This is a genomic window from Burkholderia sp. FW306-1C-G01B, assembly GCF_058781685.1.
The window spans coordinates 1-14,639 of sequence record NZ_JBYSWZ010000010.1 but is presented as its reverse complement, the minus strand read 5'-3'; the positions used below and the strand labels follow the sequence as shown (position 1 = coordinate 14,639).

Genomic DNA, 14,639 nt, shown 5'->3' with positions numbered 1-14,639 from the left:
GGGGACAAGAACAATGCACGCTTTTCCGATTCTCAGTACCGCGATCTGGCTGCCGATCGTTTTCGGCCTCCTCGTGCTCGCGGTGGGTAACGACAAAAATCCGGGGCTGGCGCGCTGGCTCGCGCTGATCGGCTCGCTGCTCGGCCTTGCGGTCACGATTCCGCTGATCACGGGCTTCGACGCGAGCACGGCCGCGCTGCAGTTCGTCGAGCAGTCGACGTGGATCGAGCGCTTCAACATCTCGTATCACCTCGGCGTCGACGGCATCTCGATGTGGTTCGTCGTGCTGACCGCGCTCATCACCGTGATCGTCGTGATCGCGGGCTGGGAAGTGATCACCGAGCACGTATCGCAGTATCTCGCGGCCTTCCTGATCCTGTCCGGGATCATGATCGGCGTATTCTCGGCGGCCGACGGCCTGCTGTTCTACGTGTTCTTCGAGGCGACCCTGATCCCGATGTACATCATCATCGGCGTGTGGGGCGGCCCGAACCGCGTGTATGCGGCGTTCAAGTTCTTCCTGTACACGCTGGCCGGCTCGCTGCTGATGCTGGTCGCGCTGATCTACCTGTACACGGAAACGCATTCGTTCGACCTCGCGACGTGGCAGAACGCGAAGATCGCGATGACGCCACAGATACTGCTGTTCATCGCATTCTTCCTTGCGTTCGCTGTGAAGGTGCCGATGTGGCCGGTGCACACCTGGCTGCCGGACGCGCACGTGGAAGCGCCGACGGGCGGTTCGGTCGTGCTGGCGGCGATCATGCTGAAGCTCGGCGCATACGGTTTCCTGCGCTTCTCGCTGCCGATCACGCCTGACGCGAGCCACTTCCTGGCACCCGTCGTGATCACGCTGTCGCTGATCGCGGTGATCTACATCGGCCTCGTCGCGATGGTGCAGGCCGACATGAAGAAGCTGGTCGCGTATTCGTCGATCGCACACATGGGCTTCGTCACGCTCGGCTTCTTCATCTTCAACCAGCTCGGCGTCGAAGGCGCGATCATCCAGATGATTTCGCACGGCTTCGTGTCGGGCGCGATGTTCCTCTGCATCGGCGTGCTGTACGACCGCGTGCACTCGCGCGAGATCGCCGATTACGGCGGCGTCGTCAACGTGATGCCGAAGTTCGCGGCATTCGCGATGCTGTTCTCGATGGCCAACTGCGGCCTGCCGGGTACGTCGGGTTTCGTCGGCGAGTTCATGGTGATTCTCGCGGCCGTCCAGTACAACTTCTGGATCGCATTCGGCGCGGCGTTCACGCTGATCCTCGGCGCTGCATACACGCTGTGGATGTACAAGCGCGTGTACTTCGGCGCGGTGGCGAACGATCACGTCGCCAAGCTGAAGGACATCGGCCGTCGCGAATTCCTGATGCTGGCCGTACTCGCCGCGTTCACGATGCTGATGGGCCTGTATCCGAAGCCCTTTACCGACGTGATGCACGTTTCCGTCGAAAACCTCCTCTCCCACGTCGCGCAGTCCAAGCTGCCGCTGGCCCAGTAATCGCGAGCGGAGGAAATCAAGATCATGCAAAACGCTCCTATGAATGTCCTGTTGCCTGACGCGCTGGTGATGGCCGCCATCGTCGTCGCATGGCTGAACGACACCTTTACCGGTGCTTCCGGCCGCCGGCTGACCTATCTGATCGCAGTCGTATCGTCGGTCGTCGCCGGCGTGTGGTTTGCGGTGCAGGCGCTCGACCCGCAGCAGTACTACTTCTTCTCGAAGATGGTCGTCGTCGACTCGTTCGCGAGCATGATGAAGGCCGTCGTGTCGTTCGGTTTCGCGGTCTCGCTCGTCTATTCGCGCAAGTACCTCGAAGATCGCGACATGTTCCGCGGCGACGTGTTCCTGCTCGGCATGTTCTCGCTGCTCGGCCAACTGGTCATGGTGTCGGGCAACAACTTCCTGACGCTGTACCTCGGTCTCGAACTGATGTCGCTGTCGCTGTACGCGGTCATCGCGCTGCGCCGCGACGCCCCGCAGTCGAGCGAAGCCGCGATGAAGTACTACGTGCTGGGCGCGCTTGCGTCGGGCTTCGTGCTGTACGGCATCTCGATGCTCTACGGTGCGACCGGCTCGCTCGAGCTGGGCGAGGTGTACAAGGCGGTCGGCGGCAACACCGACGCAGCCGTGCTGATGTTCGGCGTGATCTTCATCGTCGCCGGTATCGCGTTCAAGCTCGGCGCCGTGCCGTTCCACATGTGGGTGCCGGACGTCTACCAGGGCGCACCGACCGCGATGACGCTGTTCGTCGGCGGCGGCCCGAAGGTTGCCGCGTTCGCGTGGGGCCTGCGGTTCCTGGTGATGGGCCTGCTGCCGCTCGCGCAGAACTGGCAGACCGCGCTCGTGATCCTCGCCGCGCTGTCGCTGATCGTCGGCAACATCACGGGTATCGTCCAGCGCAACATCAAGCGGATGCTCGCCTACTCGGCGATCTCGAACATGGGCTTCGTGCTGCTCGGCCTGCTCGCGGGCATCGTGAAGGGCGACGCGGCGGCACCGGCGAACGCATACAGCTCGGCGATGTTCTACGCGATCGTCTACCTGATCACGACGCTCGGCTCGTTCGGCGTGGTGATGCTGCTCGCGCGCCGCGATTTCGAAGCGGAAACGATCGACGACTTCAAGGGCCTCAACAAGCGCAGCCCGGTGTTCGCGTTCGTGATGATGGTCATGATGTTCTCGCTGGCAGGCATCCCGCCGACCGTCGGTTTCTACGCGAAGCTCGCCGTGCTCGAGGCAACCGTCAACGCGGGCCTCACGTGGCTGGCCGTGCTGGCCGTGATCACGTCGCTGTTCGGCGCGTTCTACTACCTGCGCATCGTGAAGCTGATGTACTTCGATGCACCGCAGGATTCGACGCCGATCTCGGGCGATATCTGCAAGCGCACGATCCTCGTGCTGAACGGCCTGGCGGTCGTCGTGCTCGGCCTGATCCCGAGCCCGCTGCTGACGGCGTGCCTGCAGGCGATTCGTCACACGCTGCCGCTGTAATGTCGGCAGCCGGCTGGTTTATCGTGTTGTTGGCGCTCGTGTGCGCCAACCTGCCGTTCCTGAACCAACGCCTCTTCGCCGTCGTGCCGTTCGGCGCGACGAAGAAGAGTGCGTGGGTGCGGATCGGCGAGCTGATCGTGCTGTACTTCGTGGTCGGCGCGCTCGGCTTCTGGCTCGAGTCGCGCGCCGGCAACCGCTTCGAACAGGGCTGGCAGTTTTACGCGATCACGTTCAGTCTTTTCATCGTGTTCGCGTTTCCCGGCTTCACGTTCCAGTATCTCGTCAAACGACGCTGACGGCTCCGGCCGTCCGTCGCGCTCAATCTTGGAGCCGCCGATGGCCGAACTACCCAATCACGACGCCGCACTGACCGAAACCTGCCTCGAAAGCGAGGCGATCTTCGACGGCTCGTTCCTCAAGCTCAAGCGCGATACCGTTCGTTTGCCGGACGGCAAGAAGGCCACGCGCGAATACGTCCAGCACCCGGGCGCGGTGATGGTGATCCCGCTGTTCGACGACGGCCGTGTGCTGATGGAAAGCCAGTATCGCTACCCGATCGGCAAGGTAATGGCCGAATTCCCGGCCGGCAAGCTCGATCCGGACGAAGGCGCGCTTGCGTGCGCGGTGCGCGAACTGCGCGAGGAAACGGGGTATACGGCGCGCGAATACGTGTTCCTGGCCCGCATTCACCCGATCATTTCCTATTCGACCGAATTCATCGACCTGTATCTCGCGCGCGGGCTGACGGCCGGCGAGCGCAAGCTCGACGAAGGCGAATTCCTCGAAACCTTCACCGCCACGCAAGCCGACCTGCAGGAATGGGTGCGCACCGGGCAGATCACCGACGTGAAGACGATCATCGGCACGATGTGGCTCGACAAGGTGCTGTCCGGCACCTGGCCGCTCGGGCCGGTCCTGACGCCCTGAGCGCGGCGTCGGCGGCGAGTGGGGCGCCGCGTTACAATCCGATTACGCGGCGTTTTCGCGTCGCGCGATCGGGATTTAGCACGATCGTTCACAAAACCGCTTTTTACGCTACACTCGTCACACGCCCTGATTCAGCATGAAGGTCCTCGATTTACAGTGCCCGCACGGTCATCGGTTCGAAGGCTGGTTCGCTTCCGCCGATGAATTCGAAGCGCAGTTGTCCCGCAAGCTGGTCGAATGTCCGGTATGCGGGACGACCGAGGTCAATCGTCTGCCGTCGGCGCCGCGCCTGAATCTGTCAGGCGCGACGCAGGCCCAGCCGGCCGATCCGCGTGCGCTGCAGGCGCAGGTGATGCGCGCGCTGCGCGAGGTGCTGGAGAAGACCGAGAACGTGGGCGAACGCTTCGCCGAGGAAGCGCGGCGCATCCATTACAACGAGGCGCCGGCACGCAGCATCCGTGGCGTCACGACGCCGGAAGATGCGCAATCCCTGGCCGAAGAAGGCATCGACGTGATGCCGCTACCGATTCCTGCCGCGCTGAAAGAACCGCTGCAATGACGTACGCAGTGGGTCCTTGCCGGGCCGGACGGGCGCGGCGAGCCTTGCATGGAGCCTGAGTAAGCGCTAAAGCGCTAACTCTGGTCGACCGCGAAGCATGGGACCAGAGTAAGCGCTAAAGCGCTAACTCTGGTCGACAGGAGACACTGCGCATGGATCTGGATTATTCCCCCGCCGACGACGCGTTCCGCGTCGACGTCCGCACCTGGCTCGAGGCCAATCTGCCTCACGCATTGCGCGCCAAAGTACTCGATCACAAACGACTCGACCGCGAGGATTTCGCGAGCTGGCACCGGATTCTCGGTCAGCGCGGCTGGTCCGCGCCTGCGTGGCCGGCCGAATACGGCGGCCCGGGCTGGAACGCGACGCAACGGCACATCTGGGACGAGGAATGCGCGCGGATCGGCGCGCCGATCGTGCTGCCGTTCGGCGTGTCGATGGTTGCGCCGGTGCTGATGAAATACGGCAGCGAAGCGCAGAAACGCCATTATCTGCCGCGCATTCTCGACGGCTCCGACTGGTGGTGCCAGGGCTACTCGGAGCCGGGTTCCGGGTCCGACCTCGCGTCGTTGCGCACGCGCGCCGAGCGTCAGGGCGACCACTACGTCGTCAACGGCCAGAAGACTTGGACGACGCTCGGCCAGTACGCGGACATGATGTTCTGCCTCGTGCGCACCGATCCGGCCGCGAAGAAGCAGGAGGGCATCTCGTTCCTGCTGATCGACATGAAGACGCCCGGCATTACGGTGCGTCCGATCATCACGTTCGACGAAGACCACGAGGTCAACGAGGTGTTCTTCGAGGACGTGAAGGTGCCGGTCGAGAATCTCGTCGGCGACGAAAACCGCGGCTGGACCTACGCGAAATACCTGCTTGGCCATGAGCGCACCAGCATCGCGCGTGTCGGCGCGTCGAAGCGCGAACTCGCGTTCCTGAAGCGCGTGGCGTCGAACCAGCGCAAGAACGGCAAGCCCTTGCTCGCCGACCCCGTGTTCGCCGCGAAGGTCGCGGCGCTCGAAGTCGAGCTGATGGCGCTCGAGGTGACGGTGCTGCGCGTCGTCAGCCGCGAGACGAGCGGCAAGGGGCCGGGCCCCGAGGCGTCGATGCTGAAGATCAAGGGTACCGAAGTGCAGCAGGCGCTCACCGAGCTGATGTTCGACGCGATCGGCCCGCTCGCCGCACCGTTCGACGTGCCGTTCCTCAATGGCGAACGCGAGCACAGCATCGCGGGCGACGACGATGCGGCACCGCTCGCCGCGTACTACTTCAATTACCGGAAGACGTCGATCTACGGCGGTTCGAACGAGATCCAGAAAAACATCATCGCGCAGATGATTCTGGGTCTGTGAACAGGGACGCGAGCGGAGACAACCATGGATTTCAGCTTTACCGATGAGCAGCAGCAGTTCGCCGACGCGCTGCGCCGTTATCTCGGCGAGCAATACGGCTTCGATGCGCGCCAGGCGATCGTGCGCAGCGACACGGGCGTGTCGGATACGCAATGGAGCGCGTTCGCCGAACTGGGGCTGACCGCGCTGCCCGTGCCGGACGCGCAGGGCGGTTTCGGCGGCAGCCCGGTCGACATGCTGGTTGCGATGCAGGAGCTCGGCCGCGCGCTCGTGATCGAGCCGTACTGGGCAACGGCGGTCGGCGTCGAGGCATTGCGCATCGCCGGCTCCGGCGTAGGCGACGATGCCGCACTGCTGGAGGCGGTTGCTCAGGGGCAGAAGCGGCTGGCGGTCGCATTCCACGAACCGCATGCGCGTTATGACCTGTTCGAGCTCGACACGCACGCACGCCAGCAGGGCGGCACACATCGGCTGACCGGCGCCAAGTCGGTCGTTCAGCACGGCGCACAGGCGCATGCGTGGATCGTGCCTGCGCGCGTCGACGGCGGCGGCATCGGCCTCTTTGTCGTCGAACGCGATGCGGCGAACGCGACGGTGGTCGACTACCGGACCATCGACGGTCAGCGTGCGGCAACGATCGAGTTCAACGAAACGCCGGCCCGACTGCTGACGGGCGGCGCGCGCGACGCGGCGGCGCTCGAGCAGATTGCCGATTACGCGACGTTCCTGCTGTGCGCGGAAGCGGTCGGCGCGCTTGACGAACTGAATCGCGCGACGGTCGAATACACGAAAACGCGCGAGCAGTTCGGCGTGCCGATTGCGCGTTTCCAGGCGCTGCAGCACCGGATGGTCGACATGCTGATCCATGCCGAGCAGGCGCGTTCGCTGACCTACCTGGCCGCGGTGCGCTATGCGGGCGGCGATGCCGATGCGCGACGCAAGGCCGTGTCGGCCGCGAAGGCGCGCGTCGGCGCGGCCGCGCGCTTCGTTGGCCAGCAGGCCATCCAGTTGCACGGCGGCATGGGCGTGACCAACGAGGTTGCCGCCGCGCACCTGTTCAAGCGGCTGTCGATCATCGAGACGACGCTCGGCGACACCGATCATCATCTTGCCCGCATCGCGGCGCTGCCCGATTTCGCGCAGGCCGACGCGGCATGACGGCGACGCGCGAGCGCGTCAGACAAGGGGGCACACAGTGGGTATCAGTTACGAAGATCTGGTGGTCGGCAGCACCATCGAAGTGGGCAGCTACACGTTCGAGCCCGACGACATCAAGGCGTTCGCGCAGCGCTACGACCCGCAGCCGTTCCACCTCGACGAGGAGGCCGCGAAGGCGTCGCCGTTCGGCGGATTGGTCGCGAGCGGCTGGCACACGTGCTCGGTGTTCATGAGCCTGCTCATCAAGAAGCTCGGGCCGGACTCGACCAGCATGGGCTCGCCCGGCATCGACTCGATCCGCTGGCTCAAGCCGGTGCGCGCCGGCGACACGATCACGATGCACCAGAAGATCCACGACAAGCGCGTCTCGGAGAGCAAGCCCGATCGCGGCATCGTGTCGACGGAGTGGATCGGCATCAACGGTAGCGGCGAGACGGTGATCACCGTGCATAGCAAGGTGATTTTCGGGTTGCGCGATCCGCGAGGCACGAACGCATGACCGACGTGACATTGCCGTTGATCGCGTCGGCGCAGGCGTTACAGGCACGTGTCGGCGTGGAGCCGCTCGCGAGCGGCTGGGTCGCGATCGACCAGCATCGCGTCGACGGTTTCGCCGACGCGACCGGCGATCATCAATGGATTCACGTCGATCCCGAACGCGCGCGGCGCGAGTCGCCGTTCGGCGGGCCGATCGCGCACGGGTTCCTGACGCTGTCGCTGATTCCCGCGTTGATGACCGATGCGATGCGCTTCGAGCAGAAGATGGGCGTGAACTACGGACTGAACCGCGTGCGGTTCCTGAAGCCGGTGCCGGTCGGTGTGCGCGTGCGCGCGCTGTTCGCGGTGAAGGAAACCGCCGAGGTCGCGCGGGGCGGCGTGCAGGTGACATGGTCGGTGTCGATCCAGGCCGAGCGTCCCGACGCTCCGTTGCTTGTTTGCGCGGCGGAATTCATCACGCGGCATTACTTCTGACGCGCGGGGCGGCAGGCACGGATGCCGCTCCGCCCGTCACGCACGGGTCAGTGCTTCGCGTATTGCGTCGCGCCGAACAGCACCTCGCGTGCCTTGTCGTCCTGCAGCGCCTTGCGCATCGACGCGAGTACTTCGACGCCGCGCTGCACGGCCGGTCGCGCGGCGATTGCCTCGTGCCAGCGCTTCACGTTCGGCAACTCGTCGAGCACGATGCCCTGGTTCTGCCACGAGCGCGTCCACGGGAACGTCGCAATGTCCGCGATCGTGTACGCGTCGCCCGCGAGATATTCGGATTCGCCGAGGCGCTTTTCCATCACGTTGTACAGGCGCTTCGCTTCGTTCGTATAGCGGTTGACTGCGTATTCGATCTTTTCCGGCGCGTACAGCCGGAAATGGTGCGCCTGCCCCAGCATCGGGCCGATACCGCCCATCTGGAACATCAGCCACTCGAGCGTCGCATAGCGGGCGGCCGGATCGGTCGGCAGGAACTTGCCGGTCTTCTCCGCAAGGTAGATCAGGATCGCACCCGATTCGAACAGAGAGATCGGCTTGCCGCCGGGGCCGTCAGGATCGACGATCGCCGGAATCTTGTTGTTCGGGCTGATCTTGAGGAACTCGGGCTTGAACTGGTCGCCTGCGCCGATATCGACCGGAAGTGCACGGTAGGCGAGGCCCGTTTCCTCGAGCATGATGTGTACCTTGTGGCCGTTCGGGGTCGCCCAGCTGTAGACGTCGATCATCGTCAACTCCTTGGTTGCATGCGCGAAAACGGCGCCGGCAGCGCGCCGCGACAGGCGGTCATTAGAGCATGGTTCGACGCGGGCTGCTGGCGACGGAAACATGCCCGCCGATGCGTACGCGCAGGCAAACGGGAGATGATCGCCGACGTGCCGACAGTTCCCGGTCGAGCACGGCGGGCGCGCACGGTTCGTGCGGACGGAGGATCCGGTTGTCGAGCCGGTAGTCGCCGTGCACGATCGTCGTCGGCCGACGCGGATCAGCGCTTGTAGCGGGGCTGGCGTTTCTCGAGAAAGGCGGTGATGCCTTCGAGCCCGTCCGCGTGATGCAGCGAGGCGACGAAATGATCGCGCTCGGTACCGAGATGCGGTTCTAGCGGCTGAGTCGTCGCAACGTCGAGGAGTGACTTGATGCGCGTGAGTGCGTTCGGCGAGATGCCGGCGAGTGCGTCTGCCCATACAAGCGCGTCGTTCAGCGCTGCTCCGGGAACGGCGAGCCGGTTGACCACGCCGAGCGCATGCAGGCGTTCGGCCGCGACCGGCTTGCCTTCGAACAGGATCTCGGCCGCGATCGCACGCGGCAGCGCGCGCGCGAGGAACCACGAGCCGCCGCCGTCGGGCGTCAGGCCCACGCGCGCGTACGACATCACGAACTTCGCATCGTGCGCGGCGACGATCAGGTCGCACGCAAGCGCGAGCGAGAAGCCCGCGCCGGCCGCCGCGCCTTCGACCGCCGCGATCACCGGCTTCGTCGACTCTCGAATCGCCGTCACCCATGCCCCGAGCTGATCGATGCTGTCGGCCTGGTAGGACGGATCTTTCGAGCGGTTGTCGAGCAGCCGGTTCAGGTTGCCGCCTGCGCAGAAGAAGCGGTCGGCCCCCGTCAGCACGACCGCGCGAATCCCGGGATCGCGTTCGGCAGTGGCGAGCGCTTCGACGCCGGCCGCGTACATGTCGGGATGCAGCGCGTTGCGCGCACCGGGGTTGGATAGCGTGAGGACGAGAGTCGAATCGCTCTCGGGCGGACGCGAGGCCAGCAGTTCAGCACTCATGCGAGCGTGTCTCCATCGGATGGCAAGGCCGCGGCGCCGCGCGCGTTGCGTGGACGGGGCGGCGCTGCCGCCGCAGCGGATGTAATGTTGTCGTGACGGACAGTGAAACTGTTTTAGACTAGCACGAACGTGCTTTTCAGCGCGATGAATCCCGATGCGGCCGGCATCGTTGCGGCCGCGCTCCCGCAAGGAAGGAGACTCCGATGCTACAGCTGTGCGGTATTCCGTTGTCCAACTATTACAACAAGGTGAAGTTCGTCCTGCTCGAGCACGACATTCCGTTCGAGGAGTCGGTGTGCGGTTTGCCGATCAGCGATCCGGCCCATCTCGCCGATTCGCCGCTCGGCAAGATCCCGTTCCTGAAGACCGAAGAGGGCGCGCTGTTCGAGTCGCAGGTGATCATCGAGTACCTGGCGGCGCGCTATCCCGAGAAAGCCATTTTCCCGGCGAGGCCGTTCGCGGCTGCGAAGGTGCGCGAGCTGGTCGAGACGCTCGAGCTGTATCTCGAATGGATGGCGCGCGAGGTCTATACGGAAGCGTTTTTCGGCGGCAAGGTCAGCGACGGGATGAAGGCGCACGTCGAGAAGCGCCTGCCGCGCGCGATCGATGCGTTCAAGCAGATGACGCAGTTTTCGCCGTATGTGCTCGGCGAGTCGTTCAGTCTCGCGGACATCGCGGCATCGATCCATCTGCCGGTGATCGGGATGGCGACGAAGGCCGTGTTCGGACACGACTTCCTGCTCGATGCGGGCATCGACTGGAAGGCTCACGCGAAGAAGGTCGGTGAGCGTGCCGCCGCGCAGCGCGTGGCAGCCGATCGCAAGGCGTATGTCGACGCGACGAGCGGCGCGCGTTCGTAGGCGCGATTCTCCGGCGGGCGGCGGGGCGGCGCGTGGCCGCCCGCGTGGGACTACAGTCGGACGAGCCGTTCGAGTGCGGATGCGAGCGTGCTTTCCTGCTTCGCGAAACAGAAACGCACGACACCCGATTCGTGCGGCTCGTGATAGAACGCCGACACCGGAATGGCGGCCACGCCGATCTCCGACGTGAGCCACTTCGAGAATTCCGCTTCGGGCAGGTCGCTGATCGCCGAGTAATCGACGCACTGGAAGTACGTGCCCGTGCATGGCAGCAGCTTGAAGCGCGTGCGCTCGAGGCCTGCGCGGAAGAAGTCGCGCTTCTTCTGGTAGAAGCCGGCGAGTGTCAGGTACGGTGCCGGGTCGCGCAGGTAATCGGCGAGCCCGATCTGCATCGGCGTATTCACCGTGAATACGTTGAACTGGTGGACCTTGCGGAATTCCGCGGTCAGCGCGGCAGGCGCCGCGACATAGCCGACCTTCCAGCCCGTCACGTGATAGGTCTTGCCGAAGCTCGACACGATGAAGCTGCGTGCGGCGAGTTCCGGATAGCGCGCGACGCTCTCGTGGCGCGCGCCGTCGTAGACCATGTGCTCGTAGACCTCGTCCGACAGGATCAGCACGTTGGTGCCGCGTACGATCTCCTCGAGCTTGCGCATGTCCGCCTCGCGCCACACGGTACCCGTCGGGTTATGCGGCGTGTTGATCAGGATCATGCGCGTTTTCGGCGTGATCGCGGCCGCGAGACGGTCGAACGGGATCGCGTAGTCGGGCGCCTCCAGCGTGACGAATACCGGCTTGCCTCCTGCGAGTTCGATCGACGGCAGGTAGCTGTCATAGGTCGGTTCGACGACGATCACTTCGTCGCCCGGATGCACCGCGCACAGGATTGCCGTCAGCAGTGCCTGCGTCGCACCGGCCGTCACCGTGATCTCGGTGGCCGGATCGTAGCGCCGGCCGTAGACGTGCGCGATCTTGTCGGCGATCGCGTCGCGCAGCGGTGCGACGCCGGCCATCGGCGGATACTGGTTGTGCCCGTTGCGCATCGCGGTCGCGACCGCATCGACGATGCGCGGATCGCAATCGAAATCCGGGAAGCCCTGGCCGAGGTTCACGGCGCCTTTTTCGGCGGCAAGCGCGCTCATGACCGTGAAGATCGTCGTGCCGACGTTCGGCAGGCGCGAGGGGAAAACGGGAGTCGTTGGCATGTCTGAAGGAGCGTTCATCGATACGGTCGAAATCGGGTGCCGCCGCGTGCGTCAGGCCGGCGTGGCAGAAGTGATCGGTGCGGCGTCGAGCGCGCAGGCTTCGGCAAACGGCGCGGGTTGCGCGATCCGGAAACCGAAGTCGCGTGCAGTGCGCTTCGCGAGCTTCAGCAGCGCACGGTCTTTCGACACGAGCCACTCGGCCTGCGCGGCGCGGGCGAGTTCGAGAAACTTCTGGTCGTCGCGATCCTTGCACTTCGGCAGCGGCGGCGCGTCGGCGTCGACGGGCGGCGGCTCGACGAGGCTCGCGAGGCGGGCGACGGTCGCGAGCGCGGCGGCCTTGTCGATCGCACGCGCCTGGAACTGCGGATAATCGAGCACGTACTCGAGTTCGGTCAGGCAGCGGCCGTCGATCACGGCGGCAAGCGCGCCGCGTTCCAGTGCGGCCCGGATCGGGCGCGTAGCGGGGTCGTCGAATACGAGGATGTCGATCCAGACGTTCGAGTCGAGCACGACGCGGTGCGCGACGTGCGGGGCGAGGGAGCTGGTCATTCGTTACAATCGGTGGTTTTCGTCTGACCGCAAGGCACGGCGTGCCAGCGAGCCTCTATGATAATCGTTCTCTCTCCCGCCAAATCCCTCGACTACGATACGCCCGCGCACGTCCAGTCTTACACGAAGCCTGCATTCGTCGACGACGCGTCCGAACTGATCGACGGCCTGCGCAAGCTTTCGCCGCAGGACATCGCAACGCTGATGGATATCTCCGATCCGCTCGCGCGCCTGAACTTCCAGCGCTACGCGGACTGGTCGCCGACCTTTACGCCGGCCAATGCGAAGCAGGCCGTGCTGGCGTTCAACGGCGACGTCTACGAAGGATTCGATGCGAAATCGCTGTCGTCCGCCGATCTCGACTATGCGCAGCAACACGTGCGCGTGCTGTCGGGCCTGTACGGGCTGCTGCGCCCGCTCGACCTGCTGCAGCCGTACCGGCTCGAAATGGGCACGCGCTTCGCGAACGCGCGCGGCAAGGATCTGTACGCGTTCTGGGGCGACCGCATCACGCGGGCGCTGAACGAGCAGCTCGAGACGCGCAGCGGCTCGGCGCGCGTGCTGGTCAACTGCGCGTCGACCGAATACTTCAAGTCGGTCAAGCCGAAACTGCTGGCAGCGCCTGTCATCACGCCGGTGTTCGAGGACTGGAAGGGCGGCCGCTACAAGATCATCAGCTTCCATGCGAAGCGCGCGCGCGGCCTGATGGCGCGTTTTATCGTCGAGAACCGTATTACCGAGCCGAAGGCGCTGAAGGCGTTCGCGACGGAAGGCTATGCGTTCGACGCGGCTGCGTCGAACGATTCGACTTACGTATATCGCCGGCGAGTCGGCGAGTGACCATGCCGGCCGTTCACGAGATGGCCGGCGCATGCATGAGGCCGGGCAAGCGGTACACCGCCCGTTCCGGACGACCGCTTTGCATGGGACCGGAGCAAGTGCTGAAGCATTAACTCAGGTCGACACTGGAGAAACAGATGACCCTTTCGATCACCAGCAATTTCGACGCAGGCGCAATCGACGTCGTGTCGTGCGACAGCCCCGCTGCGATTCGGCTGCGCGTGCGCGGCGACAGCCGCTCGGAATTCGCGCAATGGTTTTACTACCGTTTGACGGGCGCGCGCGGCGAGCGGTGCGTGATGACGTTCGAGAATGCCGCCGAATGCGCCTATCCGTCCGGCTGGCGCAACTACAGCGCGGTGGCGAGCTACGACCGGGTCGACTGGTTCCGCGTGCCGACGACGTTCGACGGCAAGACGATGACCATCGACCATACGCCGGAGTTCGACAGCATCTACTACGCGTATTTCGAACCGTACTCGGAAGAGCGTCACGCGGCATTTCTCGGCGCCGTCCAGCAGTTGCCGCAGGCGAGCGTCGTCGAACTCGGCCGCACGGTCGAAGGCCGCCCGATGTCGCTGCTGACGCTCGGCACGCCGGAAACCGACGGCGCGCCGAAGAAGAAAGTGTGGATCATCGCGCGTCAGCATCCGGGCGAGACGATGGCCGAGTGGTTCGTCGAAGGCCTCGTCAAGCGGCTGGCCGGATGGGGCGACTGGGCCGGCGATCCGGTCGCGCGCAAGCTCTACGATCGCGCGACGTTCTACGTCGTCCCGAACATGAATCCGGATGGCAGCGTGCATGGCAACCTGCGCACCAATGCGGCAGGTGCGAACCTGAACCGCGAATGGATGATGCCCGATGCCGAGCGCAGCCCCGAGGTGCTGGCCGTGCGCGACGCGATCCACGCGATCGGCTGCGACATGTTCTTCGACATTCACGGCGACGAGGATCTGCCATACGTGTTCGTCGCCGGTTCGGAGATGCTGCCGAGCTTTACCGAGCAGCAGGGCAAGGAGCAGACCGCGTTCATCGACGCGTTCAAGGTCGCGAGCCCCGACTTCCAGACCGAGTATGGTTATGCGGCGAGCAAGTACAAGGAGGACGCGCTCAAGCTCGCGTCGAAGTACATCGGCCATCAGTTCGGCTGCCTGTCGCTGACGCTCGAGATGCCGTTCAAGGACAACGCGAACCTGCCCGACGAGCGTGTCGGCTGGAACGGTGAGCGCAGCGCGGCGCTTGGCGCAGCGATGCTGGCCGCGATCCTGGTGCACGTCGACACGTTCGCGTAAGCGTATCGTCGTCGCATCAAAAAAGCCGGGGCATCCTGAGATGCCCCGGCTTTTTTGCTGCTGTTGACCCGTCCTGAAATAGGTTGACACTTTTTCGCCCAAGCGAAGAGGTGCCAAGTGAAACAAGGGATCAAGCGGACG

At 64.7% G+C, this 14,639-nt stretch carries 16 protein-coding genes; 12 read left to right on the top strand and 4 right to left on the bottom strand.

Features of this window, described 5'->3' with window-relative positions; translation table 11 throughout:
- The first annotated feature begins 13 nt into the window (after positions 1-13).
- The 9 genes from AC3WLY_RS20395 to AC3WLY_RS20355 all read left to right on the top strand — a co-directional run bounded on the left by AC3WLY_RS20395 (position 14) and on the right by AC3WLY_RS20355 (position 7,963).
- Positions 14-1,504, top strand: coding sequence for an NADH-quinone oxidoreductase subunit M (locus tag AC3WLY_RS20395; protein WP_175962895.1), 1,491 nt, complete (start codon positions 14-16; stop codon positions 1,502-1,504).
- Between the two features lie 39 nt (positions 1,505-1,543).
- Positions 1,544-2,998, top strand: a complete 1,455-nt coding sequence (nuoN, locus tag AC3WLY_RS20390; protein WP_262542864.1) for an NADH-quinone oxidoreductase subunit NuoN — start codon at positions 1,544-1,546, stop codon at positions 2,996-2,998.
- The gene (locus tag AC3WLY_RS20385; RefSeq protein ID WP_175962896.1) at positions 2,998-3,294 is read left to right on the top strand and encodes a DUF2818 family protein; all 297 of its coding nucleotides are present in this window, start codon (positions 2,998-3,000) and stop codon (positions 3,292-3,294) included. The genes nuoN and AC3WLY_RS20385 overlap by 1 nt, the downstream gene beginning before the upstream one ends.
- A gap of 40 nt (positions 3,295-3,334) precedes the next feature.
- The gene (locus tag AC3WLY_RS20380) at positions 3,335-3,925 is read left to right on the top strand and encodes an NUDIX domain-containing protein (RefSeq protein ID WP_175749713.1); all 591 of its coding nucleotides are present in this window, start codon (positions 3,335-3,337) and stop codon (positions 3,923-3,925) included.
- Between the two features lie 136 nt (positions 3,926-4,061).
- A complete protein-coding gene (locus AC3WLY_RS20375) occupies positions 4,062-4,484 on the top strand; it encodes a DUF1178 family protein (RefSeq protein WP_043188814.1) in 423 nt (140 codons plus the stop codon).
- Positions 4,485-4,636: 152 nt separating this feature from the next.
- Positions 4,637-5,833, top strand: coding sequence for an acyl-CoA dehydrogenase family protein (locus tag AC3WLY_RS20370; RefSeq protein WP_492310015.1), 1,197 nt, complete (start codon positions 4,637-4,639; stop codon positions 5,831-5,833).
- Between the two features lie 24 nt (positions 5,834-5,857).
- Positions 5,858-6,991 carry an acyl-CoA dehydrogenase family protein gene (locus AC3WLY_RS20365; RefSeq protein ID WP_492310016.1) on the top strand — a complete coding sequence of 378 codons (1,134 nt, stop codon included), beginning with the start codon at positions 5,858-5,860 and terminating at the stop codon, positions 6,989-6,991.
- 37 nt (positions 6,992-7,028) lie between these two features.
- A complete protein-coding gene (locus AC3WLY_RS20360) occupies positions 7,029-7,490 on the top strand; it encodes a MaoC family dehydratase (protein ID WP_034184920.1) in 462 nt (153 codons plus the stop codon).
- Positions 7,487-7,963, top strand: a complete 477-nt coding sequence (locus tag AC3WLY_RS20355) for a MaoC family dehydratase (RefSeq protein WP_425131091.1) — start codon at positions 7,487-7,489, stop codon at positions 7,961-7,963. The genes AC3WLY_RS20360 and AC3WLY_RS20355 overlap by 4 nt, the downstream gene beginning before the upstream one ends.
- Before the next feature lie 47 nt (positions 7,964-8,010).
- On the opposite strand, the gene AC3WLY_RS20350 is transcribed toward AC3WLY_RS20355, so the two are convergent.
- Positions 8,011-8,703: a glutathione binding-like protein gene (locus AC3WLY_RS20350; RefSeq protein ID WP_072440936.1), complete on the bottom strand. Its 693-nt coding sequence runs from the start codon at positions 8,701-8,703 to the stop codon at positions 8,011-8,013.
- A 257-nt stretch (positions 8,704-8,960) separates the two neighbouring features.
- Positions 8,961-9,752: an oxepin-CoA hydrolase, alternative type gene (locus tag AC3WLY_RS20345; RefSeq protein WP_492310017.1), complete on the bottom strand. Its 792-nt coding sequence runs from the start codon at positions 9,750-9,752 to the stop codon at positions 8,961-8,963.
- A gap of 203 nt (positions 9,753-9,955) precedes the next feature.
- Between AC3WLY_RS20345 and AC3WLY_RS20340 the strand changes: the two genes are divergently transcribed.
- Positions 9,956-10,612 carry a glutathione S-transferase family protein gene (locus AC3WLY_RS20340; RefSeq protein WP_492310018.1) on the top strand — a complete coding sequence of 219 codons (657 nt, stop codon included), beginning with the start codon at positions 9,956-9,958 and terminating at the stop codon, positions 10,610-10,612.
- Between the two features lie 50 nt (positions 10,613-10,662).
- On the opposite strand, the gene AC3WLY_RS20335 is transcribed toward AC3WLY_RS20340, so the two are convergent.
- Both AC3WLY_RS20335 and AC3WLY_RS20330 read right to left on the bottom strand, forming a co-directional pair.
- On the bottom strand, positions 10,663-11,835 hold the full coding sequence (locus AC3WLY_RS20335; RefSeq protein ID WP_347065354.1) for a pyridoxal phosphate-dependent aminotransferase: 1,173 nt from the start codon (positions 11,833-11,835) through the stop codon (positions 10,663-10,665).
- A 33-nt stretch (positions 11,836-11,868) separates the two neighbouring features.
- Positions 11,869-12,366: a putative toxin-antitoxin system toxin component, PIN family gene (locus tag AC3WLY_RS20330; RefSeq protein WP_175962905.1), complete on the bottom strand. Its 498-nt coding sequence runs from the start codon at positions 12,364-12,366 to the stop codon at positions 11,869-11,871.
- 57 nt (positions 12,367-12,423) lie between these two features.
- Here AC3WLY_RS20330 and yaaA point away from each other — a divergent pair, with 57 nt between their 5' ends.
- Together yaaA and AC3WLY_RS20320 are read left to right on the top strand one after the other, a co-directional pair.
- On the top strand, positions 12,424-13,206 hold the full coding sequence (yaaA, locus tag AC3WLY_RS20325) for a peroxide stress protein YaaA (RefSeq protein WP_105393868.1): 783 nt from the start codon (positions 12,424-12,426) through the stop codon (positions 13,204-13,206).
- A gap of 137 nt (positions 13,207-13,343) precedes the next feature.
- Positions 13,344-14,498 (top strand): M14 family metallopeptidase, encoded by a 1,155-nt coding sequence (locus AC3WLY_RS20320; RefSeq protein WP_492310019.1) that lies wholly within the window; start codon positions 13,344-13,346, stop codon positions 14,496-14,498.
- The last annotated feature ends 141 nt before the right edge of the window (positions 14,499-14,639 follow it).